Annotated in this window: 22 protein-coding genes; 8 read left to right on the top strand and 14 right to left on the bottom strand. The window is 70.2% G+C overall.

Features of this window, described 5'->3' with window-relative positions:
* A complete protein-coding gene (locus CP967_RS15135) occupies positions 1-186 on the bottom strand; it encodes a lysine biosynthesis protein LysW (protein ID WP_150488491.1) in 186 nt (61 codons plus the stop codon).
* A gap of 49 nt (positions 187-235) precedes the next feature.
* Complete coding sequence (locus tag CP967_RS15140; protein ID WP_150488492.1) at positions 236-1,387, bottom strand: isopropylmalate synthase; 1,152 nt, start codon at positions 1,385-1,387, stop codon at positions 236-238.
* Between the two features lie 405 nt (positions 1,388-1,792).
* On the opposite strand from CP967_RS15140, the gene CP967_RS15145 reads away from it, so the two are divergent.
* Positions 1,793-2,983 carry an acyl-CoA dehydrogenase family protein gene (locus CP967_RS15145; RefSeq protein WP_167535383.1) on the top strand — a complete coding sequence of 397 codons (1,191 nt, stop codon included), beginning with the start codon at positions 1,793-1,795 and terminating at the stop codon, positions 2,981-2,983.
* A 15-nt stretch (positions 2,984-2,998) separates the two neighbouring features.
* The gene (locus CP967_RS15150; RefSeq protein ID WP_150488494.1) at positions 2,999-4,219 is read left to right on the top strand and encodes an acyl-CoA dehydrogenase family protein; all 1,221 of its coding nucleotides are present in this window, start codon (positions 2,999-3,001) and stop codon (positions 4,217-4,219) included.
* Between the two features lie 44 nt (positions 4,220-4,263).
* On the opposite strand, the gene CP967_RS15155 is transcribed toward CP967_RS15150, so the two are convergent.
* The 7 genes from CP967_RS15155 to CP967_RS15185 form a co-directional block, all read right to left on the bottom strand.
* Positions 4,264-5,535: an MFS transporter gene (locus tag CP967_RS15155; protein ID WP_150488495.1), complete on the bottom strand. Its 1,272-nt coding sequence runs from the start codon at positions 5,533-5,535 to the stop codon at positions 4,264-4,266.
* On the bottom strand, positions 5,532-7,286 hold the full coding sequence (locus tag CP967_RS15160; protein ID WP_150488496.1) for an ABC transporter permease subunit: 1,755 nt from the start codon (positions 7,284-7,286) through the stop codon (positions 5,532-5,534). The genes CP967_RS15155 and CP967_RS15160 overlap by 4 nt, the downstream gene beginning before the upstream one ends.
* 3 nt (positions 7,287-7,289) lie before the next feature.
* Entirely contained in the window at positions 7,290-8,798 is a 1,509-nt protein-coding gene (locus tag CP967_RS15165; RefSeq protein WP_150488497.1) for an ABC transporter substrate-binding protein, read from the bottom strand.
* A gap of 135 nt (positions 8,799-8,933) precedes the next feature.
* On the bottom strand, positions 8,934-9,563 hold the full coding sequence (locus CP967_RS15170; RefSeq protein ID WP_150488498.1) for a GNAT family N-acetyltransferase: 630 nt from the start codon (positions 9,561-9,563) through the stop codon (positions 8,934-8,936).
* A 131-nt stretch (positions 9,564-9,694) separates the two neighbouring features.
* Positions 9,695-10,204 (bottom strand): 2-C-methyl-D-erythritol 2,4-cyclodiphosphate synthase, encoded by a 510-nt coding sequence (gene ispF, locus CP967_RS15175; protein ID WP_150488499.1) that lies wholly within the window; start codon positions 10,202-10,204, stop codon positions 9,695-9,697.
* A complete protein-coding gene (gene ispD, locus CP967_RS15180) occupies positions 10,194-10,949 on the bottom strand; it encodes a 2-C-methyl-D-erythritol 4-phosphate cytidylyltransferase (protein ID WP_150488500.1) in 756 nt (251 codons plus the stop codon). Before ispD ends, ispF begins: the two co-directional genes overlap by 11 nt.
* Positions 10,950-11,244: 295 nt before the next feature.
* Positions 11,245-11,727, bottom strand: a complete 483-nt coding sequence (locus CP967_RS15185; RefSeq protein WP_003953493.1) for a CarD family transcriptional regulator — start codon at positions 11,725-11,727, stop codon at positions 11,245-11,247.
* A gap of 637 nt (positions 11,728-12,364) precedes the next feature.
* Between CP967_RS15185 and CP967_RS15195 the strand changes: the two genes are divergently transcribed.
* On the top strand, positions 12,365-13,024 hold the full coding sequence (locus tag CP967_RS15195) for a DUF461 domain-containing protein (RefSeq protein WP_150488501.1): 660 nt from the start codon (positions 12,365-12,367) through the stop codon (positions 13,022-13,024).
* A 165-nt stretch (positions 13,025-13,189) separates the two neighbouring features.
* Here the strand turns inward: CP967_RS15195 and phoP are convergent, their stop codons facing one another.
* Positions 13,190-13,861 carry a two-component system response regulator PhoP gene (gene phoP / locus CP967_RS15200; protein ID WP_465269737.1) on the bottom strand — a complete coding sequence of 224 codons (672 nt, stop codon included), beginning with the start codon at positions 13,859-13,861 and terminating at the stop codon, positions 13,190-13,192.
* Positions 13,862-13,866: 5 nt separating this feature from the next.
* Positions 13,867-15,138 carry a two-component system sensor histidine kinase PhoR gene (gene phoR / locus CP967_RS15205; protein ID WP_150488502.1) on the bottom strand — a complete coding sequence of 424 codons (1,272 nt, stop codon included), beginning with the start codon at positions 15,136-15,138 and terminating at the stop codon, positions 13,867-13,869.
* Positions 15,139-15,364: 226 nt separating this feature from the next.
* On the opposite strand from phoR, the gene phoU reads away from it, so the two are divergent.
* Entirely contained in the window at positions 15,365-16,042 is a 678-nt protein-coding gene (gene phoU, locus CP967_RS15210; protein WP_150488503.1) for a phosphate signaling complex protein PhoU, read from the top strand.
* Positions 16,043-16,206: 164 nt separating this feature from the next.
* On the top strand, positions 16,207-16,356 hold the full coding sequence (locus CP967_RS34000; protein ID WP_167535384.1) for a hypothetical protein: 150 nt from the start codon (positions 16,207-16,209) through the stop codon (positions 16,354-16,356).
* A gap of 167 nt (positions 16,357-16,523) precedes the next feature.
* Here the strand turns inward: CP967_RS34000 and CP967_RS15215 are convergent, their stop codons facing one another.
* Complete coding sequence (locus CP967_RS15215) at positions 16,524-17,828, bottom strand: MDR family MFS transporter (RefSeq protein ID WP_150488504.1); 1,305 nt, start codon at positions 17,826-17,828, stop codon at positions 16,524-16,526.
* A 348-nt stretch (positions 17,829-18,176) separates the two neighbouring features.
* Here CP967_RS15215 and CP967_RS15220 point away from each other — a divergent pair, with 348 nt between their 5' ends.
* Positions 18,177-18,938, top strand: coding sequence for a phosphoglyceromutase (locus CP967_RS15220; RefSeq protein WP_150488505.1), 762 nt, complete (start codon positions 18,177-18,179; stop codon positions 18,936-18,938).
* Between the two features lie 398 nt (positions 18,939-19,336).
* Here the strand turns inward: CP967_RS15220 and CP967_RS15225 are convergent, their stop codons facing one another.
* On the bottom strand, positions 19,337-21,070 hold the full coding sequence (locus tag CP967_RS15225; RefSeq protein ID WP_150488506.1) for an ATP-binding protein: 1,734 nt from the start codon (positions 21,068-21,070) through the stop codon (positions 19,337-19,339).
* Positions 21,071-21,524: 454 nt separating this feature from the next.
* Entirely contained in the window at positions 21,525-22,058 is a 534-nt protein-coding gene (locus CP967_RS15230) for a hypothetical protein (protein WP_150488507.1), read from the bottom strand.
* 338 nt (positions 22,059-22,396) lie between these two features.
* Between CP967_RS15230 and CP967_RS15235 the strand changes: the two genes are divergently transcribed.
* Entirely contained in the window at positions 22,397-24,112 is a 1,716-nt protein-coding gene (locus CP967_RS15235; RefSeq protein WP_150488508.1) for a ParB N-terminal domain-containing protein, read from the top strand.
* The gene (locus tag CP967_RS35420; protein WP_150491861.1) at positions 24,112-25,068 is read left to right on the top strand and encodes an HNH endonuclease; all 957 of its coding nucleotides are present in this window, start codon (positions 24,112-24,114) and stop codon (positions 25,066-25,068) included. Before CP967_RS15235 ends, CP967_RS35420 begins: the two co-directional genes overlap by 1 nt.
* Positions 25,069-25,098 lie beyond the last annotated feature (30 nt).

Consider the following 25,098-nt stretch of genomic DNA (forward strand, 5'->3'; position numbering starts at 1 on the left):
TCACTGGCCCCAGTCGCGCAGCTGCACCGCGACCATCCGCAGCGACAACCGGCCGTCCGTCACGTCCTCGACCCGCAGGGTCAGCATGCACTCGGGGCAGGAGAGCGTCTCGCCCGGTACGACGGGCGGCACGGTGAGGCCGGTCTCGCACTCGGGGCAGGAACCGTTCAATGTCGCGGTGGTCATGATCAACTCCAGTTCTGGGCAGCTCTGGGGGTCCGGTGGGGAAGGGTGTTCAGAGGGAGCGGTAGTCGACGGCGGCCTTGCGCACCGCGTCGCGGTCCAGCAGCGGGCCGCCGGCGCGTTCCTGGCGCTCGACGAGCCACTCGGTGAAGGCGTCCGTGTCGACGTCGACACCCGAGTCGGTCAGCGCCCACCGCACGAGCGCCGGGGTGATCCGGGTCCGTACCCGCATCTCCCGCGCGTTGCCGACGAGTTCGGCGGGCAGCGTCTCGTACGCCTGCGGGCTGGTGAGCTGGCCCGGCAGTTCGTAGGCGAAGGCGTGCGGGGTGGTCGGGCCGGACTGGAAGGCGTCACCGAACCCGGCTCCCCGCAGGGCGATCCGGGACAGCTCGGTGAGGTGGGTCAGGTCGAAGCGGGTGTCGCCGTGGATCACCCGCAGCGAGGTGAGCAGTTCGGCCAGGGGCGCGTTGCCGCCCCGCTCACCGATGCCGCCGACGGTCGCCGAGACCCACCGGGCCCCGGCGCGCACGGCGGCCAGGGAGTTGGCCACGGCCATGCCCAGCATGTTGTGCGAGTGGATCTCGATCTCGGAGCCCTCGATGGCCGTGAGGTCCGCGATCACGGACTCCATCTGCCAGGGCGAGAGGCACGCGACGGTCTCCGCGAGGCGGAAGCGGTCGGCCCCCGCCTCGAAACCCGTCGTCACGTACGGGACCAGGCGCTCCCTCGGGGTACGGGCCCCGTCCTCGCCGCTGAAGGTGACGTGGAAGCCGCGCTCCTTGGCCTGCGAGACCGCCGAGCGGACGAGGCTCTGGAGCAGCTTGAGGCTCGGGGACCCCAGCTTCAGGGCCGCGTGCTGTTCGGAGGTGGGGATGGAGTACATGACGTGGTGCACGCCGAGCCGCTCGGCCTCGTCGAGGGCCAGGGCGACCTGCTGCCGGTCCCGTACGACGACGAGGGTCATGCTGCGCTGCGGGCCGACGGCCTCGTGGGTGGCGTGCACCAGGCCGGCGTCCTTCGACCCGGGGCCGGACACCATGCCGACCTCGACCAGTTCGACGCCGGTGCGGACCAGCAGGGTGGCGATCGCCGCGGCGTCCTCGGGGCCGAATTCGACGCCCGCCATGTGCGCGGAGTCCCGCAGGGTGGCGTCGGATATACGGGGCAGGGGCGGGGCCGCGGCACCCGCTTCCTCTGATTCCATTGCATTCCCTTCGGTGTACGGTGCGCTGGTTTCCACCCACCGCCCGGGGCCTTTTCCGGCGCCGCGCCGATGAATTGCGCGACGGCGGTCCCGGGACGGCGGAGCGGTGTGGAGAACTGATGAACATGCTGCTCGCCCGAGACCCCCCGGCGCAATGAAGTCCGTGTCAAAGTACGGTCAGCCACTGTCAGGGCGTGTCATGGATCCTGACTCAGGAAAGCCCTGCACACGCATCGTGAAAAGAATTCACGACCTTCGCCCAGGCATTCGGTATTCGCGTCTACGGTTCATGCGGACGCACACACCGGGGAACTCGGTTCCGTTCCGTCCGCCGGTTCGACAACGAAACGTTTCTGCTCCATGGAGACCCTGCCGCCCGACAAGAACTCCGAAAGAGGAATGCCGATGCTGCTTTCACCGACCCCGCCCGTCCACGCCCCCAAGGACCCGGCGGCGGACCCGCCGACCGCCGGCCGGGCCCGCGAGCTGGCCGGCCGTGTCGCCTGGCCGTCGACCGCCGAGCGGGACGCCGGCCGCCGCTGGGACGAGGACCTGTTCACCGAGCTGACACGCGCACCGCGGGGGCCGGGCCTCACCGGGCCGCTGATCCCCGTGGAACTGGGCGGTGACGGGCTGTCCGCGAGTGAGGCCTTCGCCCTCCTGGAGGGGTGCGCCGAGGGCTCCAGGGACCCGGGCCTGACGCTCGCGGTGGTCACGCACGCCGTCCTGGCCGTCGTGCCGTTACGGGCCTTCGGCACCCCGGAGCAGCGGGAACGCTATCTGCCCCGCATGGCGTCCGGTGAGTGGCCGGGAGCCCTGTCCCTGACCCAGACGCAGGGCGCCGCGCGCACCCCGGCGGTGCGGGCACGGCCCGGCGGCCCCGGCCAGCCGGGCTGGGTGCTGTCGGGCGAGCTGGGCCTCGTGGCGGGCGGGCCGCGGGCCCACCACTTCCTGGTCGTCGCGGCCCACGAGGACGGGGGGCGGACGGCGTTCGTCGTGGACCGGTCCACCCCCGGCCTGCGGCTCCGTGAGGAACGCCCGGCGGCCATGCGCACCTGCGCCTGGAGCCGGCTGGTCATGGACGACTGCCCGGTGCCAAAGGACGCGGTCCTCGGGACGCCCGGCGGCGCGCCGGGCGAAGTCGAACCCCTGCTGGCGGCCCTGGACTGGGTGTTCTGCGGGGCCCCCTGGCTCGGTGTCATGCGCGCCCTGGTCCGGGACGCCATCCGGACGGCGGGCGAACGCGACGTGTTCGGCAGCCCGTTGACCCACTCCCAGACCTCCCGGTTCGCCCTGGCCGACCTCGCCACCCGCTGCGAACTGGCCGAAGGGCTGCTGCGCCGGGCGGCCGCGCGGTTCGACGCCGGTGGCCGGCCCTCCCTCCCGGAGGCCGCCGCCGCGCGCCTCTTCGTGACGTCGGCCGCCCGGGACGCCGCCGTGACCGCGGCACGTCTGGCGGGCCCGCTCACGGCCCGCGGCGACCGTCTGATCGAACGGACCCACCGCGACGCCCTGTTCTTCTCCGCGACCGGCGGCGGCCCCGAGGTGCTGCAGCCCGTCGTCGCCGCCCATCTGCTCGCGCTCGGCCAGGGATGAGGAGTGGTCACCGACATGCGTACCGAAGGACACCGCGGACGGACCGTGCCGGGTTTCCCGGGTGTGGCGTCCCGCGCGGGCGAGACGGACAGCACCGGCGTCATCCCGCCGCAGAACTGGGCCGAGATCGTCGACAGCGGCTATCTGCGGCTCTTCCACCCGGCCGAGGCCGGCGGCACCGGCGCGGACGGGCCGGCCCAGATCGACGCCATGGAGGCACTGGCCCGCGCCTGCTCGGGCACCTACTGGTCGGCGACCGTGTCCGCGCTGCTCTGCGGCAAGCTCGTCTCCACCTACGGCGACCTCCGCCACCACGGGGGCCTCCTGCGCTCGCTGCTCTCCGGTGAGCGGACGGCGTGCTTCGCCATCGTCGAACCCACCGCGGGCAGCGACGCCGCCACCTACCGCACCACGGTGCGTCCCGCCGGGGACCCGGACGGGGGGTTCGTGATCCGGGGGGAGAAGTCCCGGATCACCAACGCCCCGACGGCCGACCTGGCCGTGGCGCTGGCCCGCAGGCAGAGGCCGGCCGGCGACGACGGACCCGACTGGTGCCTGGCCTTCGTGGACCTGCACCGGCCCGGAGTCCACCGCTACGGCACACCCCACATGGGTCTGCGGGGAATGCCCTGGGGAGGGCTCGTCCTCGACGACGTCGAAGTCGACGCGCGGGACGTCGTCCCCGTCCCGTTCGACGAACTCGCCGAAGGGATGACCTGGGGCTGGCTCCTGGTGTCCGTGGCCGCCATAGCCACGGCGGAGGCGGCGCTGGCGGCCTCGGTCCGCCATGCCCGGGAACGGGTCTCGGCCGGCCGCCCGCTGGCCCACATGGAGGGCGTCCAGGCCCAGCTCGCCGAGTCCCGCGCGCAGATCGACGCCGCCCGTGTGCTCGCCCGCCGCGCGGCGTCCGAGCGGATGGCCGGACGTCCGGCCCGGCAGCTCATCGGCATGCTCAAGGTGTACGCCACCGAGATGGCGGTCGAGGTGGCGGCCCGCGCGGTGCAGATCCACGGGGCGTTCGGGGTGACCCAGGGGCACGAGGTGGAACGCCACTACCGGGACGCCCAGATGAACGTGATCGGCGCGTTCGCGTCGAACCGGCTGCGCGAGCAGATCGCCGAGGGCCTGGGCCTGGGCCCCGCGGTCTACCGGCCCTTCGACTGGATCGCGTCCTCGGGGCTGGAGCACCGGCCCGTGGGCCTCGACGGCCCGTACCGGCCCGCCGCGACGGCCTGACCGCGCACCGTGCCGTCCGCCGGTCCGGCCGGCGGGCGGTGCGGTCAGACCCCGGTCCGCTCCCGCACCGGGGCGCGCCCGGCACCCGGCAGGCACAGCGCCAGCCCCGCCCCGGCGAGCGGAACGGCGGCAAGCACCGCCCACAGGACGCCCCGGGGCGCGCCGAGGAGGGTGCCGGTGGCCGCGCTGCCCAGCAGGACCGCCAGCCCGGAGAGCGAGGACAGCACGCCGGTCGCGACACCGAGCCGGTGGCCCGGGACCAGGTCGGGCACCAGACCGCGGGCCGCCGGGACCAGGAGCATCTGGCCGAGCGTGAGCAGGACCACGAGGACCGCGCCGGGCAGCAGTCCGGCGGGCCCGCCCGGGGTGAGCGGCACCGCGGCGAACCCCGCGGCGACGACGGCCAGTCCGGCGGTGAGCGCGGCGCGGGGTGCGACGCGGTGGGCGGACCAGCGGGTGAGCGGCAGCTGGGCGGCGACGACCAGGAGCGAGGAGAGCGCGAACAGTCCGCCGAGCGCGTTCTGCGACCCGGTCGCCCGCTCCACCTCCGCGGGCAGCGCGAGATAGAGCTGGTTGTAGGACACGAGGTAGGTGCTGTACGCCAGGCACAGGACCAGGAACGGCCGGTTGGCGAGGACGTCCCGGAAGAGCCCGCCGCGCGGCCGTTCCCGTACGGTACGCGGCCGGCGGGGCATCAGACGGGCGTGCCCGGCCAGTACGAGGACGAAGACGGCGGCCCCGGCGAGGCAGGCGGCCCGGAAACCTCCGCCCAGGAACAGCAGCAGGGTGCCGAGCAGCGGCCCGAGGAAGGCCCCGGCCTGTCCGGCGGCGGAGAACACGGCGAGCACCCGCGCCCGCGGTTCACCGGTCGCCCGCTCGTGGGTGACGGCGGCCCGGGCGGTCTCGGACTCGACGGCGGGTGAGAACAGCGCGGCGGCGAACCCGATGAGGAGCACCGCCCCGACGACGGCGGCGGTGGCGGTGGCCTGGGCGAGCCAGCAGAACCCGGCGATGCGCAGCACACAGCCCGCCAGGACCACCGGACGCGGGCCGTAGCGGTCGGTGAGGGCCCCGCCGACGACGAAGAGGCCCTGCTGGCTGAACGTCCGCAGCCCGAGGACCAGCCCGACGAGCCAGCCCGCCATGCCGAGGCCGTCGCCGAGGTGGGCGGCCAGATAGGGCAGCACCGCGTAGAAACCGGTGTTGAAGGCGAACTGGGTGCCGGCCAGCAGGCGCAGGTACGCCTTCAGTTCCCGTGGGGCCGGGGGCGCGCCGGCAGAGCGCCGGAGAGCCGCCGTACGCCGCTGCGGACTCATCCGCCGCTCCCGCCCCGCCCGCCGCTCCTGCCCCGCCCGCCGCTCCCGCCCCGCCTGCCGCGTACGGACGCCGTGGTGAGCACCGCGAGGGCGCCGAGCACGGCGAGGGCGGCGGCCGGGGCGAGGACGGCCCAGGGGGCGCGTTCCGCGTAGGGCATGTTCTCGGAGAGCATGCGCCCCCATTCCGGGGCGGGCGCCTGCGCCCCCAGGCCCAGGAAGCCGAGCGAGGCGAGGGCCAGCGCCACGGCGGGGACGCGCAGTACGGCGTGGCGTACGACCGGGGGCACCACACCGGGCAGCAGGTGGCGGCGGAGCAGATGGCCGCGGCCGGCGCCCAGCGCCAGCGAGGCGGCCAGGTGCGGGGCGGCCTTCTCCTGGGTGTACAGCGCGGAGGTGTGCGCGGCGAGCGGGGCCCAGGCGACGGCGGCGACGGCGGCCGCGGCACCCCAGGGTCCGGGCCCGGCGACGCCCGCGACGACGAGGCCGGCCAGGACGGCGGGCAGCGCGTTGGCCGTCTCCGTCAGGGCACCGGCACGCAGCGCCCCGGCGACCAGGCCCAGCAGGAGGGTGACGGCGCTGACGGCGACGGCGGTCAGCACGGTCCGGGCCGTGCCATGGCCGAGCCGGGCCAGCACGTCACGGCCCAGCGAGTCCGTGCCCAGCGGATGCGCGGCCGACGGGGAGGCGAGGCGGGCGGCGGCGTCCACGGCCAGCGGGTCGCGGAGCAGCCCCACGACGGTGACGGCGGCCAGCAGCACGGCCAGGCCGCCCGCCGCGACGGTGACCGCCCGCCGCACGGGCAGCACCGGGGCGACGAGCGCGGGCAGGGCGCGCGCGGTGCGGACCGGCCCGAGCAGCAGCCGGGAGCCGGCGCGTGCGACGAGGGACGCGGCGAGCCCGAGCAGGAGCAGCAGCAGGACACACGCCTGCAGGACGGGCAGGTCCTGGGCCAGGGCGGCGGCCAGCGCGGTGGAGCCGAGCCCGGGTATCGCGTACAGCGTCTCCACCGCGACCGCGCCTCCGGTCAGCCCGACGACGACCAGGCCGAGCTGCGGCAGCAGTGCGGGCGCGCTGCGGCGCAGGGCATGGCCCGCGACCCGCCGCGGGGGCATACCGCTCGCGGCGGCGGCGCGGGCCCAGGGTTCGGCGAAGGCGGCGGGCAGGGCGTCGTCCAGCAGCCGCCCGAGCAGCGCGCCGGCCGGGACGCCCATGGCGAGGGCGGGCAGCACCAGCTGGTCGGCCCGCCCCCAGCCGAGCGCCGGGAACCAGCCCAGCTGCACGGCGAGGACGGTGGCCAGGACGGCGGCGAGGAGGAACTCGGGCAGGGCGGCGAGGACGGCGGCGACGGCACCGGCCCGGGTGGTGGTGAGCCTGCGGCGCGCCCCCCGCCACAGGGTGGGGGCCGCCAGGGCGAACGCCAGGACCAGGGCGACGGCGAGCGAGCCGCCCATCAGGGTCAGCGAGACCCCGAGCGCCGAGGTCACGTCGGGTGCGACGGGCTGCCCCGACACCCACGACCGGCCGAGGTCGCCGTGGAGCAGCCCGCCCGCCCAGTCGCCCAGCACCCGCAGCGGCCCGCCGTCCAGGCCGGTCTCGGCACGGATCGCGTCGAGCACGGCGGGGGTGGGAGGCCGGTCCGCGTAGCGGGCGTGCAGGATCGTCAGAGCCGGGTCGGTCCGGGTGAGCCAGGGCAGCAGCCCGACGGCGGCGAGGACGGTGGCGAGGACGGCCGGCCGCCCCAGGTGGCGCATCCGTCAGCCGATGCGGGTGTCGGCGGTGATGAGGGTGCGCTCCATCGGGTCGAGCGCGACGCCCTGGACGCGCTCGCCGTCGTACCCCTGGACGAAGCGCTCGTGGACCAGCGGTACGAGGGCGTCGGCGCCCAGGATGGCGGCCTCGGCGGCCATCTCGGCCGTGTGGCGCCGGTCCGTGTCGGCGATCGAGGCGGCCTTCGCGACGGCGGCGTCGACGCGCGGGTCGCAGAGCTGGGAGATGTTGAAACTGCCGTCGCAGGTGAAGTCCGAGGCGAGGTAGGAGACCGGGTCGGCGGTGTCCAGGAGGGTGTTGCGGGCCTGGATGAAGGCGTCGTACTTCCCGGCCAGCGCGTCGGCCTCCAGCTGGGCGTAGTCGCGGACGACCTGCTTGACCGTGAAGCCGCGTTCCGTCAGCTGCTGCTGGACGATCGAGGCGGCCTCGGGGAGTTCGGGCCGGTTGGTGTAGGTGGCGAGGACGATCTCCCCCGTCTTCGCCACCTGCTCCTCGTCCGCCGCCTCCGCACGGCCGGTGGGGGCGGTACGGGCCTTCGCGGCCCACGGGACGCCGGGGCCGAGCAGGCCCTGCGAGGTGTCGGCGCGGCCTTCGTAGACGCCGTCGGCCAGGGCCTCGGAGTCGATGGCCTCACGGGCGGCGGCGCGCATGGCCGGGTCGGCGAAGACACCGCGCCCGGTGTTCAGGGAGAGCCCGTTGGTCCGGGCGGACGGGAACTCGTGCACGAAGGAGTCGCCGAGCAGGGACGCCTGGGCGATCGGTACGTACTCGGCGACGTCGACCTCGCCCGTCCGCAGCGCGTTCGCGCGGGCGGTGCCGTCCGCGACGAAGGTGACGTCGACGCCGGGGGACTTCGCCGCGCCGCCCCAGTAGTCGGCGTTGCGCTCCAGGGTGGCCGCGACCGCGCCCTTGACGCCGGTCAGGGTGAAGGGGCCGGTGGCGTGCCCGGCGGGGTCCACCGTGCCGCCCTCGTAGGCGCCGGCGGACAGGATCGTCAACGAGGGGTTGGCGAGCCGTTGCGGGAGCAGCGGGTCGGCCTCCTCGGTGACGATCCGTACGGTGTCCGCGTCCTGGGCCGTGGCCGTCAGCTTCACGTCGGACAGGACGCGGGGCAGCGGGGACGCCTTGCCCGCGGCGGTGAGCGAACGGACGACGGCCTCGGCGTCGACCTTCGTGCCGTCCTGGAAGACGGCCTCGCGCAGTTCGAACGTCCAGGCGGTGGCGGACTCCCGCTTCCAGGAGGTGGCGAGCGCGGGCTGCGGCGCGCCGTTCCCGTCGAGGGTGGTGAGGCCCTCGACGACGGCCAGCCGGCTGAGGGTGACCGCGTCGTCGCCGTAGGGGGACATGGCCTGGGCGGGCGGGAAGGCCATCACGACCCGCAGCCGCCCGCCCTCGTCCGACGCCGCCGGGCCGTCCTGGGAGGAGCAGGCGGCGAGCGGGAGCAGCAGAGCGGCGGCTATCACCGGCAGGGACCGGCGGCTTCGGATCGTAGACATGTCGGAAACCCTATGTGAAAACGATTGTCATCTGAATAGCGGGGGCCCTGCGGAGCGGTCCGGCCTCACCGGGCGGGGCCGGGCCGGACCCCGCGGCACGGCCGGGAGCCGGCGCGCCCGGCCCCGGCCTCGGGGTCAGGCCCCGGGCGACGCGGCGGACGCGGCACCCGCGGGCGGCAGGGGCAGGGGCAGTTCGAAGTGGATGATGCCCTGCCCGCCGCCCGGCAGGGTCCGCTCGTCGCAGACCTCCCGCGCCATCGACCGCCAGAACGGCTCGGCGCCGGGCACGGCCGGATCGGTGTGGAGGTAGAGCGAGGTGTAGCCGCCCGCCCCGGCGGCGAAGGCCGCGAGCTCCCGCACCAGCCGGCGCGCCAGCCCGTGCCTGCGGTGCTCGGGGCGCACATAGATCCGGCACAGCTGGGCGGTGGAACCGGACGGGAAGCGGTCGGCGATCCAGCGGGGGTTGGGCGGCGACTGCGGGCCCCGGTCCCGGACGGCTCCGGTCGCCACGACCTCGTCGCCGTACCGGACGACCAGCAGCGTGCAGCGCCCGGGGCGCAGGTAGGCGCCCTCCAGGTCGATGATGTCGGCGTGCCAGCGGGGCACGTAGCCGGACCGCAGGTCGTGGTAGACGGTGTCCAGCATCACGGCCCGCGCACCGCCGACGTCCTCGGCGGCGGCGGTCTTGAGGACGTACCCGCCGCCCTTCTCCGGCGACGCCTCACGCGCCCGTGTCGCCGTCGCCCCGGCGGTCGCACTCACCACTGCCGCTCACCCTCGCTCCCGGCGGCCGTACGGCACGCCACCTGCGGATACCTGCCGTACCAGCGTACGTGCAAGTGATACGCAACAAGGAGCGGGGAGCCGCCGCGGCTGCCGCGGCGGCTCCCCGGAGGTCAGTCCGTGCGGTACACCAGGGCGGTCGCGATACCCGCGATCCCCTCTCCGCGCCCGGTGAACCCGAGGCCGTCGGAGGTGGCCGCGGAGAGCGAGACGGGCGCGCCGACCGCCTGGGACAGCACCTTCTGGGCCTCCTCGCGCCGCTTGCCGATCTTCGGCCGCAGGCCGATGACCTGGACGGCGACATTGCCGATCGCGAAGCCCTCCGCCCGCACGATCCGGGCCGCCTCGGTGAGCAGGGTGACACCGGAGGCACCGGACCACTCCGGGCGCCCGGTGCCGAAGTGCTGCCCCAGATCACCGAGTCCGGCGGCCGAGAACAGGGCGTTGCACGCGGCGTGCGCGACCACGTCGGCGTCCGAGTGCCCGGCCAGACCGGGGCCCTCGCCCTCCCAGAGCAGCCCGGCGCACCAGAGTTCACGGCCCTCCTCGAAGGCGTGGATGTCCGTCCCGATGCCGGTCAGCGGGATCACGGGAGCGGGCTGCGGCACCGTCTCAGAACCCATCGTTCGCCCTCCGGCGTGCGAGAACGGCCTCGGCCAGGACGAGGTCCAGCGGCCGGGTCACCTTGAAAGCCTCCTCGTGGCCGGGCACGACGACCACGGGCACGCCGAGCCGCTCGACCATCCCGGCGTCGTCCGTCGCCCCCTCGCCGTCGGGGGCCGCCTCGGCGTGGGCCCGCGCGAGCGTGTCCCGGTCGAAGCCCTGCGGGGTCTGCACCGCGCGCAGCCTGGCCCGCTCCGGGGTGGCCACGACCGGCTCCTGCTCGCCCTTCGCGCCGGGCTCGACCTCCTTGACGGTGTCGGCGAGCGGCAGCGCGGGCACCACGGCGAGCGCCCCGTCCCGCACGGCCTCGACGACGGCGTCCACGGTGTCGACGGGGACCAGCGGCCGGGCGGCGTCGTGGACCAGTACGACGGAGATGTCGTCGGGCAGCGCGCCCACGCCGAGCCCCACGGACTCCTGGCGGGTGGCACCGCCCGGGACGACGAGGTAGTCGGTGCGCTCGGGCAGCGCGTGGGTGTCGATGAGGTTCTTGACCTCCGTCACGCCCTCGGGGGGCGCGACCACGACGACCAGGCGGACGGCGCGGGAGGCGGCCATCGCCCGTACGGCGTGGATGAGCATGGGCGTACCGCCGAGCCCCCGCAGCGCCTTGGGCGCGCCGGGGCCGAGACGGACCCCGCGGCCGGCCGCGGGGATCACCGCCGCGGTACGGAACGAGCGTGGTCGGTCGGGCGTCGGTGACATCGATTGCACTCCGAGGCTTCGGCAGGTTTGTTTCCCCGGCCGCCATGGGTATGGCCCTGGGGGTGCCCCCGACCGTAGGTTGGGGGAGAGCCGGGCACGACGCCTCGACTCGGCCGGGACCCTTTCCGTGACCCCCGGCCGGGCGAGCGGGACCCGGGCGGGACGTCGAGGGGGCCGTACGGGGACGGGGACGGGTTCGAAGGATCCGGACATGCCGCAGCGCCCGGCGACTCACCGTACGGGACGGTCGGTCAGCGGGCACCGCGGCACATTCATACAGCCGGCGTGATCCGGTTCAGGACGCGAGAACCTCGTCGAGCAGGGCCTCGGCCTTGTCCTCGTTGGTGTTCTCCGCGAGAGCCAGCTCACTCACCAGGATCTGGCGGGCCTTGGCGAGCATGCGCTTCTCACCTGCGGAGAGTCCGCGCTCACGCTCGCGGCGCCACAGGTCGCGCACCACTTCCGCGACCTTGATGACATCGCCGGAGGCGAGCTTCTCGAGATTTGCCTTGTAACGCCGGGACCAGTTCGTCGGCTCCTCGGCATAGGGTGCGCGCAGCACCTCGAAGACCCGGTCCAGCCCGTCCTGCCCGACTACGTCGCGCACGCCCACGAACTCCGCGTTGTCCGCCGGTACGCGAACGGTCAGGTCGCCCTGGGCGACCTTGAGCACCAAGTAGGTCTTGTCCACGCCTTTGATCTGGCGAGTTTCGATAGCCTCGATCAGCGCGGCCCCGTGATGGGGATAGACCACGGTGTCGCCAACCTTGAACGTCATGTGACAGGTACCCCTTCCGTGGCTATCCAGAGTAACACGAGAATCGCTTCTCCTGAATGGCGTTTTCGCAGGTCAGGGCATATCTCGGGGCTTGACAACAACAACACGGACGTGCTGCGGAGGGCCCCCGGAAGGCGATATCCGCAGGTCGGAGCGGGCGCGCGAGCCCCCCGAAACGGGTACGTCACGCGGGCCGGAAGTCACTCAGAAGGACCCAAACATCCCGTTTTGCCGGGTTCCAGATGGTGAAGTTTCCGTACTCCGTTCGGAGATCGGTCACTCGTACGGCCCTTAACACGCGAGGACATTGGAATTGATCACCGTCCGGCCCTCGGGCCGATTATGCGTACGGAATGCGCCACCGCCCGGAAATCGATCACCCGGTGATCACGCTCCGATCACGGGCGTTATGTGAACACGGTGTGAATCGGCGTGTGACCACCGGCTGCCGGAACCTTCGCCGGCCACTCGCTCCGCGAGAGATCGCCCCGAGGGGCGGGTCGGGTGCGGGCCCGGCACAACGGCTCGGTAGCCTGGGCCCGCTGACACGTACTTGGGGCGGCTTTGTGCCGCCCGGCCTTCCTGTCCGCAGAGTCCGAAGCCCGCTGTCCGAAACGTTCAAGGAGTTGCCGCCGCCGTGAGCCGCAGCCTTCGACACGGCGCCCTCGCCGCCACTGCCATCGTGTTCTCGATCGTCTCGCTGTCCGCCTGCGGTGCCGGAAACGACGCGGCAACGCTCAAGGTCAGGCCCGACAACGCGTCGACCGCTCTCGACCAGATCAAAGTCCAGAACGTGAACGTCATCACGCAGCCCGAGCGGGAGGCCGAGGGCCCGGCTGTCATCGCCGCGACGCTGTTCAACGACGGCACCAAGCAGGAGACCCTGGAGTCCATCACCCTCCCGGGCACCGACACCACGGTGAAGCTGACGCCCGCCGAGGGCGGGGGCCCGGTCGTGGTGCCGGCCGGCGGCCGGGTCATCCTGGGCGGCGAGGGCAACGCCTCCGCCGTGATCGAGGACGGGCGCGAGGCCACACAGGACGGCAACGTCCAGAACGTCGCCTTCACCTTCAGCGAGACCGGCGAGGTCAGCCTGGGCGCTCTGGTCGTCCCGGCGACCCACTTCTTCAAGGACTTCGGCCCGAGCGCCCTCCCGTCGCCGGAGCCGACGCCCTCGCAGTCGGCGAGCGGCTCCCCGTCGCCGGACGCGTCGGCCGAGGGAACCGGGGCCGAGGGCGCGACGCAGACGGAGACCGGCGAGAACGCCTCGGCGGAGGACGTCCCGGCCGCCGGATGACCGTGCGCGAGAGGGGCGCCCCCGGTGGGGGCGCCCCTCTCGCACGGCGTCACAGGCCCGCACGGCGTCACGTGCTCCGCGGCACCCGGCCGTACCGCGCTCCGCGCCGCCGTCCCACGGGCTGCGCGGCCTGTGGCCTGTGGCCTGTGGCTCACGCCCTACGGCCTACGGCTCGAACTTGTACCCCAGGCCCCGCACCGTCACCAGGTACCGCGGCGCCCCCGGGTCCGGTTCGATCTTGGCGCGCAGGCGCTTGACGTGGACGTCGAGGGTCTTCGTGTCGCCGACGTAGTCAGCGCCCCACACCCGGTCGATCAGCTGCATGCGGGTCAGGACCCGGCCCGCGTTGCGCAGCAGCATCTCCAGCAGGTCGAACTCCTTCAGCGGCAGGTCGACCTTCCCGCCGGAGACCGTGACGACGTGGCGGTCCACGTCCATCCGGACCGGTCCCGCCTCCAGGGCCGCGGGCGTGACCTCCTCCGGTTCTCCACGGCGGCGCAGCACCGCGCGGATACGGGCCACCAGCTCCCGCGAGGAGAAGGGCTTGGTCACATAGTCGTCGGCTCCTATTTCCAGGCCGACCACCTTGTCGATCTCGCTGTCCTTCGCGGTGACCATGATCACCGGTACGTTCGACCGGACGCGGAGCTGCCGGCAGACCTCCGTACCGGGCAGGCCGGGCAGCATCAGGTCGAGCAGGACGAGGTCCGCGCCGTTGCGCTCGAACTCGTCGAGGCCGTCGGGGCCGGTGGCCGCGATGGCCACCTCGAAGCCTTCCTTGCGAAGCATGTAGGACAGGGCGTCGCTGAAGGATTCCTCATCCTCGACGACAAGCACTCGGGTCACGGAAGAGCCTCCGGGGCAGGAAACGGTTCGAAGGTGTCGTTCTCGTACGGGCCGTCGTCGTCGACGGATTCCCCGTCGGAGATGAGCGGTCCGCCGGTGGTGCGGCCCCGTACGACGCCCGATTCGGGCAGTCGCAGGGTGAAGGTGGAGCCCTGGCCCTCCGAGCTCCACACAGTGACCTCCCCGCCGTGCGAGGCGGCCACATGCTTGACGATGGCGAGGCCGAGGCCGGTGCCACCGGTGGCCCGTGAGCGGGCGGGGTCGACACGGTAGAACCGCTCGAAGACCCGCTCGCGGTCCTTCTCGGGGATGCCGAAGCCCTGGTCGGTCACGGCTATCTCGATCAGGTCCCCGCCGGGTGCGGCCATCCGGCGGGCGGCGATACCGACCCGGGTACGGACGGGACTGTAGTTGACGGCGTTCTCCACGAGGTTGCCGAGCGCGGCCGCGAGCTGGCCGCGGTTGCCCCAGACGAAGAGCCCGGAGGCACCGCCCGAGGCCATGGTGATCTGTTTGTGCGCCGCCTGCTGCCGGCACCGGTCGACCGCCTCGGCGACGAGCTCGTCCACGCGTACGGGCTCCGCGTCCTCCAGCGGGTCGTCGTTCTGCACCCGCGAGAGATCGATGAGTTCCTGGACGAGGTTGGTCAGCCGGGTCGCCTCTATCTGCATGCGTCCGGCGAACCGCTCCACCGCCTCCGGGTCGTCCGAGGCGTCCATGACGGCCTCGGACAGCAGCGACAGCGCGCCGACCGGGGTCTTGAGCTCATGGCTGACGTTGGCGACGAAGTCGCGGCGTACCGCTTCTATGCGGCGGGCCTCCGTGAGGTCCTCGACGAGCAGCAGCACCAGCCGGGAGCCGAGCGGGGCGACCCGGGCGGAGACGGCGAGTGCCTCGCCGCGTCCGGTGCCGCGCCTGGGCAGATCCAGCTCCACCTGTCGTATCTCGCCGTCCCGCCGGGTGTCCCTGGCCATGTTGAGCATCGGCTCGACCGCCAGGCGCCCGCCCCTGACCAGCCCCAGCGCGTAGGCGGCGGAACTGGCCTTGACGACGCTGTCGCTCTCGTCGAGCACCACCGCGGAGGAGCTGAGCACGGAGAGGACCGTGTCCACCCCCGCGGGCAGGGGGGCACCGCGCTCGGGCCGCAGGGACGTACGCGTCGGCCGCTTCTGCTCGCGCTCGCTCCAGCGGAACGCCAGCACGGCGATCACGCCGGTGCACAACCCGGCGATCGCAGCGGCTGCGGCGACCGCCGCGTTCACGTCCATGCTTCAAGGTTATGCGGGTGCGCGGACACTCTCCCAGCCATAGGAGTGCCATCTCGAACACTCGTCGCCCAGAGTTCACCAGGGGGAAAGTGACGGTTCACTTATGCGGCCGGAACCCGACGCGTTCGAACCGCACCGTGGCAGCGTGGAGGCCGGCCCGAGACCCCGGCCTCGATGTGCCCGCCCCCGATCGCCGGTCGGGCCAAGGATCTGGAGAGGGACTTCCATGCGCGACGCTTACCACGAGGAACTCGATTCGATCGGTGAAGGGCTGGTCGAGATGGCCCGGCTCGTCGGATCGGCGATCGGACGGGCCACGACGTCCATGCTGGACGCCGATCTCCATCTCGCCGAGAGCGTGATCGCCGCGGACCAGAAGGTCGACGACCTGCAGCACGACCTGGAGGCCAGGGCCATCGCCCTGCTGGCCCGCCAGCAGCCGGTCGCCACCGATCTGCGGATCGTGGTCACCTCGCTGCGGATGAGCGCCGACCTGGAGCGCTCGGGCGACCTCGCCCAGCACGTCGCCAAGCTGGCCCGGCTGCGTTTCCCGGCCTCGGCGGTGCCGCGCGACCTGCACGCCACCATCCTGGAGATGGGCCAGCTCGCCCAGCGGCTGATGGCGAAGGCCGCCGAGGTGATCATCACCAAGGACGTCGACCTGGCGCTCCAGCTGGAGCAGGACGACGACGAGATGGACCTGCTGCACCGCGCCCTGTTCCAGCACCTGATGGACGACCGCTGGAAGCACGGCATCGAGACGGCGGTCGACGTGACGCTGCTCGGCCGCTACTACGAGCGCTTCGCCGACCACGCCGTGTCGGTCGCCAAGCGGGTCGTCTACCTCGTGACGGGCGAGCACGCCGACGAGATCCAGACGCCGACGGCGGTGGAGGGGGCGTAAAGGCGCAGCCCTCCCCGATCGCACACGCGTCCCAGCGCGTGTGCGCCGTTGATGCGCCCGCCCGGATGGGCATGCAATGGGTCGGGGACGCCGGGGCACGCCCCGGTGCCCTCGCGTACGGCGGGTGCCGTACGCAGTCGTGTCGTACCCCCTGAGGAGGGACCATGGCCGATTCCCCCATGACCGGACCGCAGCAGGAGACCCTGACCGAAGTGGTACGCCCGACCGTGCTCGGGGCCTGCGGCTGCGGCTCGGGCTGCGGATGCGGCTGCCAGTCCGGCGGCCCGTGCCAGTGCGGCGGCTGCTCCGGCTGATCCGGGTCCACCGCGGGGGTGCCCCGGGGAGAACGCGACCCCCGGGGCACCCCCGCGGCCTCCCCGCGCGTCAGGCCGCCGGCCCGCTCTGCGCGGCGGCCCGCTGTATGGGCGACCCTCTCCGTACGCGCGAACCGCTCCGTACACGCGACCCGCTGTACGCCGCCCTACGCGCGCTCGGCCGCCGCCGCGGGCGGGGCCGGGGCCGCCGGTTCCGGTGCGGGGACCACGGGAAGCCGTCCGTCCGCCCGCGCCTTCTCCGGCTCCGGCAGCTTCCGCATCAGCAGCCAGTAACCGAGCGCCGCCGCCGTACCCAGCACCGCGCAGGTCCCCCAGAGCCAGTCGGCACCGTAGTGGTCGATCACCGTGCCGGACATCAGCGGGGCGACCAGCGCCGCCGCCGACCAGGACATCGAGTACATGCCCTGGTAGCGGCCCCGGCCGCGGGCCGGGGAGAGCTGGACGACGATGCCGGTCTGTGTCGGGGCGTTGACCACCTCGGCCAGGGTCCAGACGCACACGGTCATCGCGTACACGCCGACCGACCCGGCGAAGGCGGTCAGCCCGAAGCCGTACCCCGCGAGCACCGACGAGATGATCAGCAGCCGGCGCGGGTCGCGGTGCTGGATGAAGCGGGTGACGGGGATCTGGAGCACCACGATCAGCACCCCGTTGACGGCGATGGCCGTACCGAAGTCGGAGCTGGACAGCCCGTCCGCCCCCATGGCCACCGGCAGTCCGACGTACCCCTGCTGGAAGATCAGGGCGACGAGGAACGACAGGCCCACCACCCCCATGAACCGCCCGTCGCGCAGCACCGTGCCCAGCCGCACGTCGTCCTTCACCGCCTCCGCGCCCGCCGGCGCCCCCGCCTCCTCGGGCCGGGACTCCGGCACCTTCATGAAGACGAGGACGGCGCAGGCCAGCGTCATGGCGGCCTCCCCCAGGAACCCGGCCAGGTAGCTGTACTCGGCGATGAACCCGGCACCGGCCGAGGAGACGGCGAACCCCAGGTTGATCGCCCAGTAGTTGAGCGAGAAGGCCCGCACCCGGTCCTCGGGGCGCACGATGTCGGCCATCATCGCCTGCACGGCGGGACGGGACGCGTTGGAGGCCATACCGACCACGAAGGCCACACCCGCGATCGCGACCGGGTGGACCATGAAACCGAGCACCGCCACGGACACGGCGGTCGACAGCTGGGCGATCAGCATCGTGGGCCGGCGGCCGAGGCGGTCCGTCATCACACCGGCCCCGAGCGAGGAGACGACCCCGCCGAGCCCGTGCAGCGCGGCGACCAGACCCGCGTACGAGGCCGAGTAGCCGCGCTCCATGGTCAGGTACAGCGCCATGAAGGTGGCGACGAAGGCCCCGAGGCGGTTGACCAGCGTGCTGGTCCACAGCCACCAGAACTCCCTGGGGAGCCCGGCGACCGTCTCGTGTGCCGCCTTTCTGAGACCGGCGACGGACATAGGGCTTCCCCCCGGGGACGTACGGCATGGGCGAGGGCTCCGGTGGACGGCCCCACGCGTGAGCGGCGCGCTCCGAGGAGTGAACCGCCGCGGGTAAGCGGCCCCGAAGCCATCCGCACATTACGAAAGCGGAATCATCGACCGCCACTCAATTGACGCCGCACGTCAAACGTCGCCCGCCCACCGCACGCGCCTTCCCCGCCCACCGCACGTCACCCCGTCCGCGCCTCCCCCGCCCCTTTGCGCGTCACCCCGTCCGCCGCACCGCGCGCCAGGGCCGCCGCGCGGTGCTGTCCGCCCTGTGACCGTACGCGCGAAGGCCGCACCGGTTCGATTACGCTCGGGCACATGGCCGACGCACCGTACAAGCTGATCCTGCTCCGCCACGGCGAGAGCGAATGGAACGCGAAGAACCTGTTCACCGGATGGGTGGACGTCAACCTCACCGAGAAGGGCGAGAAGGAGGCGGTCCGCGGCGGTGAGCTGCTCAAGGACGCCGGCCTGCTCCCCGATGTCGTGCACACCTCCCTCCAGAAGCGCGCGATCCGCACCGCCCAGCTCTCGCTGGAGGCCGCCGACCGCCACTGGATCCCCGTGCACCGCTCCTGGCGCCTGAACGAGCGCCACTACGGCGCCCTCCAGGGCAAGGACAAGGCCCAGACCCTCGCCGAGTTCGGCGAGGAGCAGTTCATGCTGTGGCGCCGTTCGTACGACACCCCGCCGCCGGCCCTGGAGGACGGCACGGAGTTCTCGCAGAGCGCCGACGCGCGCTACGCGACGATCCCGCCGGAGCTGCGCCCGCGCACGGAGTGCCTCAAGGACGTCGTCGTCCGCATGATGCCGTACTGGTACGACGGCATCGTCCCGGACCTGCTGACCGGCCGCACCGTCCTGGTCGCCGCCCACGGCAACAGCCTGCGCGCCCTGGTCAAGCACCTCGACGGCATCTCCGACACGGACATCGCGGGCCTCAACATCCCGACCGGCATCCCGCTCTCCTACGAGCTGGACGCCGACTTCCGCCCGCTGAACCCGGGCGGCACCTACCTCGACCCGGACGCGGCGAAGGCCGCGATCGAGGCCGTGAAGAACCAGGGCAAGAAGAAGTAAGCAGACCGAAGAAGCCCCCACCTGCGGGTTCTCCGCGTGGTGGGGGCTTTTTGGTGCGCTGGGCCGTCTGTGGCCGTCAACCCTACTACCGCCAGCGTCGCATGGTGATCCGCAGCGCCACCAGGGCTCCGGCAGGGATACACAAGCCGGGCGGTGCGCTGCTCCACAGCGACAGGCATGCGGCGCCAAGATGCACGGCCGAGCCGGGTTCCCCCTGCTCCGCCACCGCATCCTCCTCCAGTGATCACTACACGGCGCTACCACCGATTACGGGCCAGAGCGGCTCGTTTGACAGACCCCCGAGCAGTTCTTCAAAAGCACGGGGCACACAGAAACGTGCCCTGGCACAAGCGATGACGGCTTGCACCAGGGCACGGACTAGCGGGTGATCTCGGCTGTCAGAGAACGTCCTTGATCTTGTTGAGGTATAGCTCAGCGAAGCCGCCCCATTGCTTCCTCAACTGTCCGTACTGCTCGTTCGGGGTGTCGTGCATCGACTCAGCCTTCGCGTAGGCGACGAGCAGCAGAGTTATGGCTTCGATCGCTCGACGTGCCGTCGTCTGCAGCGACGGAGCATTCGCCATGGTGACGTCCTTGGAGAGAGCATTAAGCGGCTCGTACATCTCCCGGTAGAAGGCGTGTCGCTGATTGAGCCGGATGATCGTCTGGTCCCCAAGGTGGGTCAGCTCGATGAGTTGGTCGCCAGGGAAGCTGACCGTCTCGATCACGAAGGGCATGTCCTTGATCTCTTGGACGTACGCTGCCTGCTCTTCCTCGGTCGAGCTGCGCCCCGCGTCCTGAGCAAGGTCGACGTACTCCCTGTCCCGTTCGTCCGGAGTGGGTACGTCCTTGACTCGCGACTTGGGCATCGTGCGATCGGCTTCCTTCACCGCCTTGGCCAGAGGGGCGTGCTCCCCTGACTTCACCGCTTCGGTCCGATCGTCATCGCCCCAGTGGCGCTGGAGTTCTTCGCGCGCCCGCGGGATGATCCGGCGAGCCAAATCGCGGAGAGTCTTGCGGAGTTCATCTGCCGGCACTGCTCCGCGCTTGACGTTGCGGACGCCCATGAGGCGGTCGAGCTCAGGGGTGAAGTAGACCTCGAAGCCGATAAACCTGTCCGGCGTAAGGATCCCGTCGGGGAAGAGACGGGCCACCGGCGTGTAACTGATCTCGCGGTCGAGCCGCATGAAGCTGATTGCGCCCTCGTTCTCGGGCAACCGCAGCTTGCGTGCCAGGGTGTCTCCACCCTTGCCCTTGGCCCGCAGCACTTCGCGGGGTGCGAGCGTAATGACCACTCGAATCTTGTGATCGGTTCCCTGGACGTCCACTTCTTCGTTGAAGAAGACCTGCCCCTCGAAGTGGGTGTCCTTGTCGTCCCGCGGTGCTTTCTCGCGGCGAGCGATTTCATCCGTCAGGACCTTGTCCACCCAAGTTCCCTTGCGCAGAAACGTCGGGTCGTGGGGCACAAGATCGGTGTGGTCGACCGTGATCTTGATGCCGCCGCAGAGGAAGTCCCGGAAGATCCTGGAGAGTTCCTTGGTGATTTCTGTGCGGACGTGATCCGGGGTGCTGCGGCCGTGTCCGTCGGACACCCGGTCGATCTTGGACCAGAGGACTAGCGTCCCGGTGCCTTCCGGGAAGTAGGGCACGAGATGGGCGGGCAGCGGCTCATCGTTGGGCGGATTAATGCCGATCTTCTCCCCCCGCTTCTCTGCTTCGACGGCATCGTCCAGGTCGAACTTCACATGCCTGATCGCCTCGCTACCCGCCACACGAGACCATGCTTCGATGCACGTGCCCACGCTGAGGCCGGCCAGCTTGGCGCCGACACCGAACTTTCCGATGGTCTTGTCGGACATGAACCGCGTGGAGAAGCCAAGTTGCAGGTAGTGGTGCAGGGTCTTGTCATCCATGCCCTCCCCGTCGTCGAAAAAGGCGATCTGGCTGATCACCTTCTTGCGCCCCTTCATGACCTCTTCAGTCATGATCTGGACGTGGTTGGCGCGTGCCTCGACGCTGTTGTCGATCACTTCCCCGACTGCGGACGGGAAGTTATGGCCCGACTCACGGAGGCTGAGGAGTGCCTGGCCGGACAGGACGACGGGAATGGCGCCCTCGGCGATGTCGTTCATGCTGGTCTCCTGATCTACAGAGTGTGCGGCGGAGGGAGAGCGCGGCGCAGCGCGCGCTCGATTTCGGTCTCATGGCAGTACGGGCAGCATCGGCCTGTTCCTGCGGGGCTGGCGGGGTGGATCAAGTTGGTGATCGTGGCGCTCGTCGAGAGGTAGCGGTGGTACCAGTACGACTCGATGGCGTAGGCGTGGTGGCTGTCGCGGGTTGGCGCAGCTACGAAGTGCGTGGCGCGGTTATAGAGGGGATGACGAATCAGACGTCGGCGAAGACAGGTGTCGGAGCGGCCGACGTACAAGGGCGTGGCCTGCTGCTGTTCGTATCGCAGAAGCAGATAAGCGCCGACGGTTCCCGCAGGAATTTGTAGGTTGACCATGGCCCGTGTGAAACGGAGAGCCAGACTTCCCTTGCTCTCGTACGGCTCACCAAGACGAACCCCTGATCCTTGGAGCCCCGTCACGCCGTGATGCTGATGAGTGTCTTCGCGTGCTGGCGAAGCGCACGCCGAGTCCGTTCCACGGTCGCCACGGACCGCTGCGTCTGCACTGCGCAGTCGGCGACGGTCATCATGTCGAGCATTCCTTGGAGGCACGCAGTCCCATGAGATCCGAGCGCCCTCGCGAACGCTCTCAGCTCCTGCAGAGTCTCCGCTGCGACGGCACAATCTTCGGGGGTGACATGGGTGATCACCTCAGCAACCATCGCTCCGTCCGCAGACGTGGAACACACACGGCGGCGAGCTGCGTCAGCGAGTGGACGGCAGGCGGCCTGCTCGCGAGCATTGGCATGCGCGCGACGTATGGTCCGGCGTACGTCCCTAATGACGTTCCGGCACAGATGGTCGGGGTCCTCCGCGGCGCGCTTGTCGCCGAGCGTGAGGTTCAGTGCGGTGTCGAGCCAGTCGAGGTACTCGCCATCCCACGGACGCTTGATGTACTTCGCGTAGAGACGGCACATCGTTTCGATACGAACTTCGTTGAGCTGGAGCATGGAGCCCCTCCCCGGTGCCCGGCTGCTGTAAGCCGGACCCACTCAGTCTTGACCCACTCTCCCTTTGGCCGTCGTCGCCAGGTGGTCGGCTTCGGCATGAGCAGGTTCTTGAACTGTAGAGCGTGCCACTGACAGTCATCTGCGGAACGCCCCCATCTCCTATGGAACAGCTTCGCGGCCCTTCCCCTCACTGTCATCCCTGCGGATTCCCATCTGCCCGCGCGGGCGCAGGTCACAAGGCACGGAGGCGCGAGGAGTGCTGAAAGAACGCCCTGTCGGCTTCTGTCACCAGGTAGCGTTGGGGGCGGCTTGGATCATGTCGCTCTGGAGGACCCTGCGTGAACGCGAAGACGATCACATACACGTACCCAGCACACATCACGCAGCAAACGGCATCTGGCAAGCCGTTGGTCTTCTTCGCGGCGCCGGCGACCGAGATCGACCGATGGGTCGGCGTCCCGCAGCGCAGCCGACTGGACGACGAGGAAACGATCGGCTTCCAGCGACAAGAGAACAAGACTCGCATCCGTGAGCTTTCGAGCTTCTACCATGACGAGCGCAACATCGTGCAGAACCCGCTCCTTGCGGCGCCGCAGACCAAGACACTGGTGGAGTTCGAAGAGCTCGATGGGCACCCCCAGTTCGGCACGATCAAGATCGTGAGCCCTGACTTCAGCGACACCTCTCTGCTGGACCTCATGACTCAGGTTGTCGAACAACTGGAGTCACGAGTTCCGGAACTCAAGGAAACGGATCTGGATCCGGATCGCTTGTCTTCGATCATGGACCGAGGACGCAAAGAGCACGGGCTCGAAGTTCTGACAGAAGAGGACGACGAGGAGGACGAAGAGGGAGCGGAGGAAAACGGGGGCAGCGGTGACGACACGGATGCTGCCAGCGTGCTCCTCACAGACGAGACGCATCTGATCGACTTTTACACCGAGCTCAAAGGACGCATCAGGGTCCTTGAAGCTTTGGACACAGATGTGAACCCCGACAGAATCCTCGGGTTCGACCGCGGTGCCATGATCAGTTACCTCAAGCCGGTTATGCTTGTAGACGGTCAGCATCGCCTAAAGGGCGCCGTGCTCGCAGCCGAGAGCCTCGCCGAAGGAAGTGAAGGGGAAGACTTCCTGCTAGACGCGGCTGAGGCTGGCAAAGACCCCGGGCAAGCGAAGGACGAGTTCATCGGCCAGCACTCCCGACAGCTCCCGGTCTCCCTACTCATGGACGACAGCCCGAGCGAGCACGTCTTTCAGTTCGTGGTGGTCAACCAGAAGGCGACCCCCATGGGAAAGGCGCTCCTGGGCACGATCGTTTCAACCAGCCTGAGCAAAGAAGAGCTCGACCCTGTTGCCCAGCGTCTCAAGGACGCCGGCATCAAGCTCGATGACTCGCAAGCCATTGCCTACCTCACCCGCACTGATGAAAGTCCTTTCAAGAACTTCGTGCAAACAGGCATCACGGGTGCTACCGGGGATCAGAACACCCATCTCCAGTGGTCCGTACTCAAGGGACTCGTCAGCATCTTCCGTGAGCTGTCAGGTGGCAAGCTCTTCGCACAGAAGAATGACTGGGCAAAAGCCTGGGCAAAATTCCACCTGGACGACAGTTCCTACGTGGCTACCTTTGACACCCACAAGGAGAAGCTTGCCGAATGGGGTCGCCCCGACGGCCCCTGGCGCGAAGTCTTCATCAGGTTCTACTCGAACATCAGGGAGAAATTTGGCTCCGATGATCCCGAGGCGCTCAATGCGTGGGGGACGACGCGAAGCAACCTGTTCAATAAGGTATCTCTGACGATCCTGGCCGCCGACTACTTTGAGTATCTTCGCACCCAGAAGAGGACGCTCAATAATCTGGCCGATGTCGACGCCACCATGAGTGAGTGGCTTGACGGGGTTAATCTCGCCTACTTCAACCGGAACTGGAAAGTCGAGAAAAAGGACACCCCTCTGATTCGTCGCACTTGGGCCCGCCTGTGGAATGACTACCGCAGGAACCCTGACTACCTGCCCAAGGAAGGCGAGTTCAACCCAACTGCAGGGGCATGATGCAGCCGCAGGAAGTCGGCGAATTCTTCGCCGAGATCAAGAAAGCGCTGGACAGTAACTGGTCAGATGAGGCTTTGAGGTCACTCTCGAAGCACACGGTTCCAGAAGTTATCCCAGGCAATCACGGCTGGCTTCTACGCGGAGATCTCTCCACGGTATGGGCGCGATGGTTCATCGAAAGCCTGGTGGACCTTGCCCCGTACGAGCTGGACACGACACTCAACATCGGACACCTTCACCTACCGATACTGGCATTTTTTGACGCCACCAGCCCGCTGGTCCCCCTCGACGAGCGCAAGAAATACGCCAAAGCGCTCACCACATTCGCCTGGCAACTGGTCATCGCCCGAAGAGAACGGAAGCGGGCCCCGATCGGAGTTTCGCTACGCAAAGAGCTCTGGGCTCGTGGACAACCACAACCACGCTGCTATCTGTGCGGATTCTTGTTCGAGTCCCCGGCTCGGAAAAAGTTTCTCTGCGAGTCTAAGGATATTCCACCGGTACCGAAACTCGTTGACTTCACACGCCCTCGCGGTCAGCGTCCCGCACAACTATGTATCGAGGTCGATCATGTCATCCCCGTTACAGACGGAGGGAAGACGAATGCCGATAACTTGCGCCTTGCCTGTGGCTGGTGCAATTCGATAAAGAATCGGTACACGAACATTTACGATGCCACCCCGTGGTCAGGTGGCATATTTCAGCATCCTACGCTTGGGCCCGTGACACGACCCCAGCCGCTGTGGGTATTGCGTACGGTTGCCACTCGCAGAAGGTGCGAGCACCCCGATGGGTGCTCATCGAAAATTGAAGACAGCGAGCTGTTCGCGGGGCCTAGAAACCCAAAGGGCGCCCTTACACCAGTGAATCTCGCCGTGTACTGCGAGGTTCACGACCCCTGGTATCTGGATAGGTGGATCGGGCCGAAGCGTCTTGCCGCATCGTCCACGATGTAGCTGGAATGCGCTGGCAGGTTTCCGGTATGT

It is taken from the genome of Streptomyces nitrosporeus, from assembly GCF_008704555.1.
GTDB lineage: Bacteria > Actinomycetota > Actinomycetes > Streptomycetales > Streptomycetaceae > Streptomyces > Streptomyces nitrosporeus.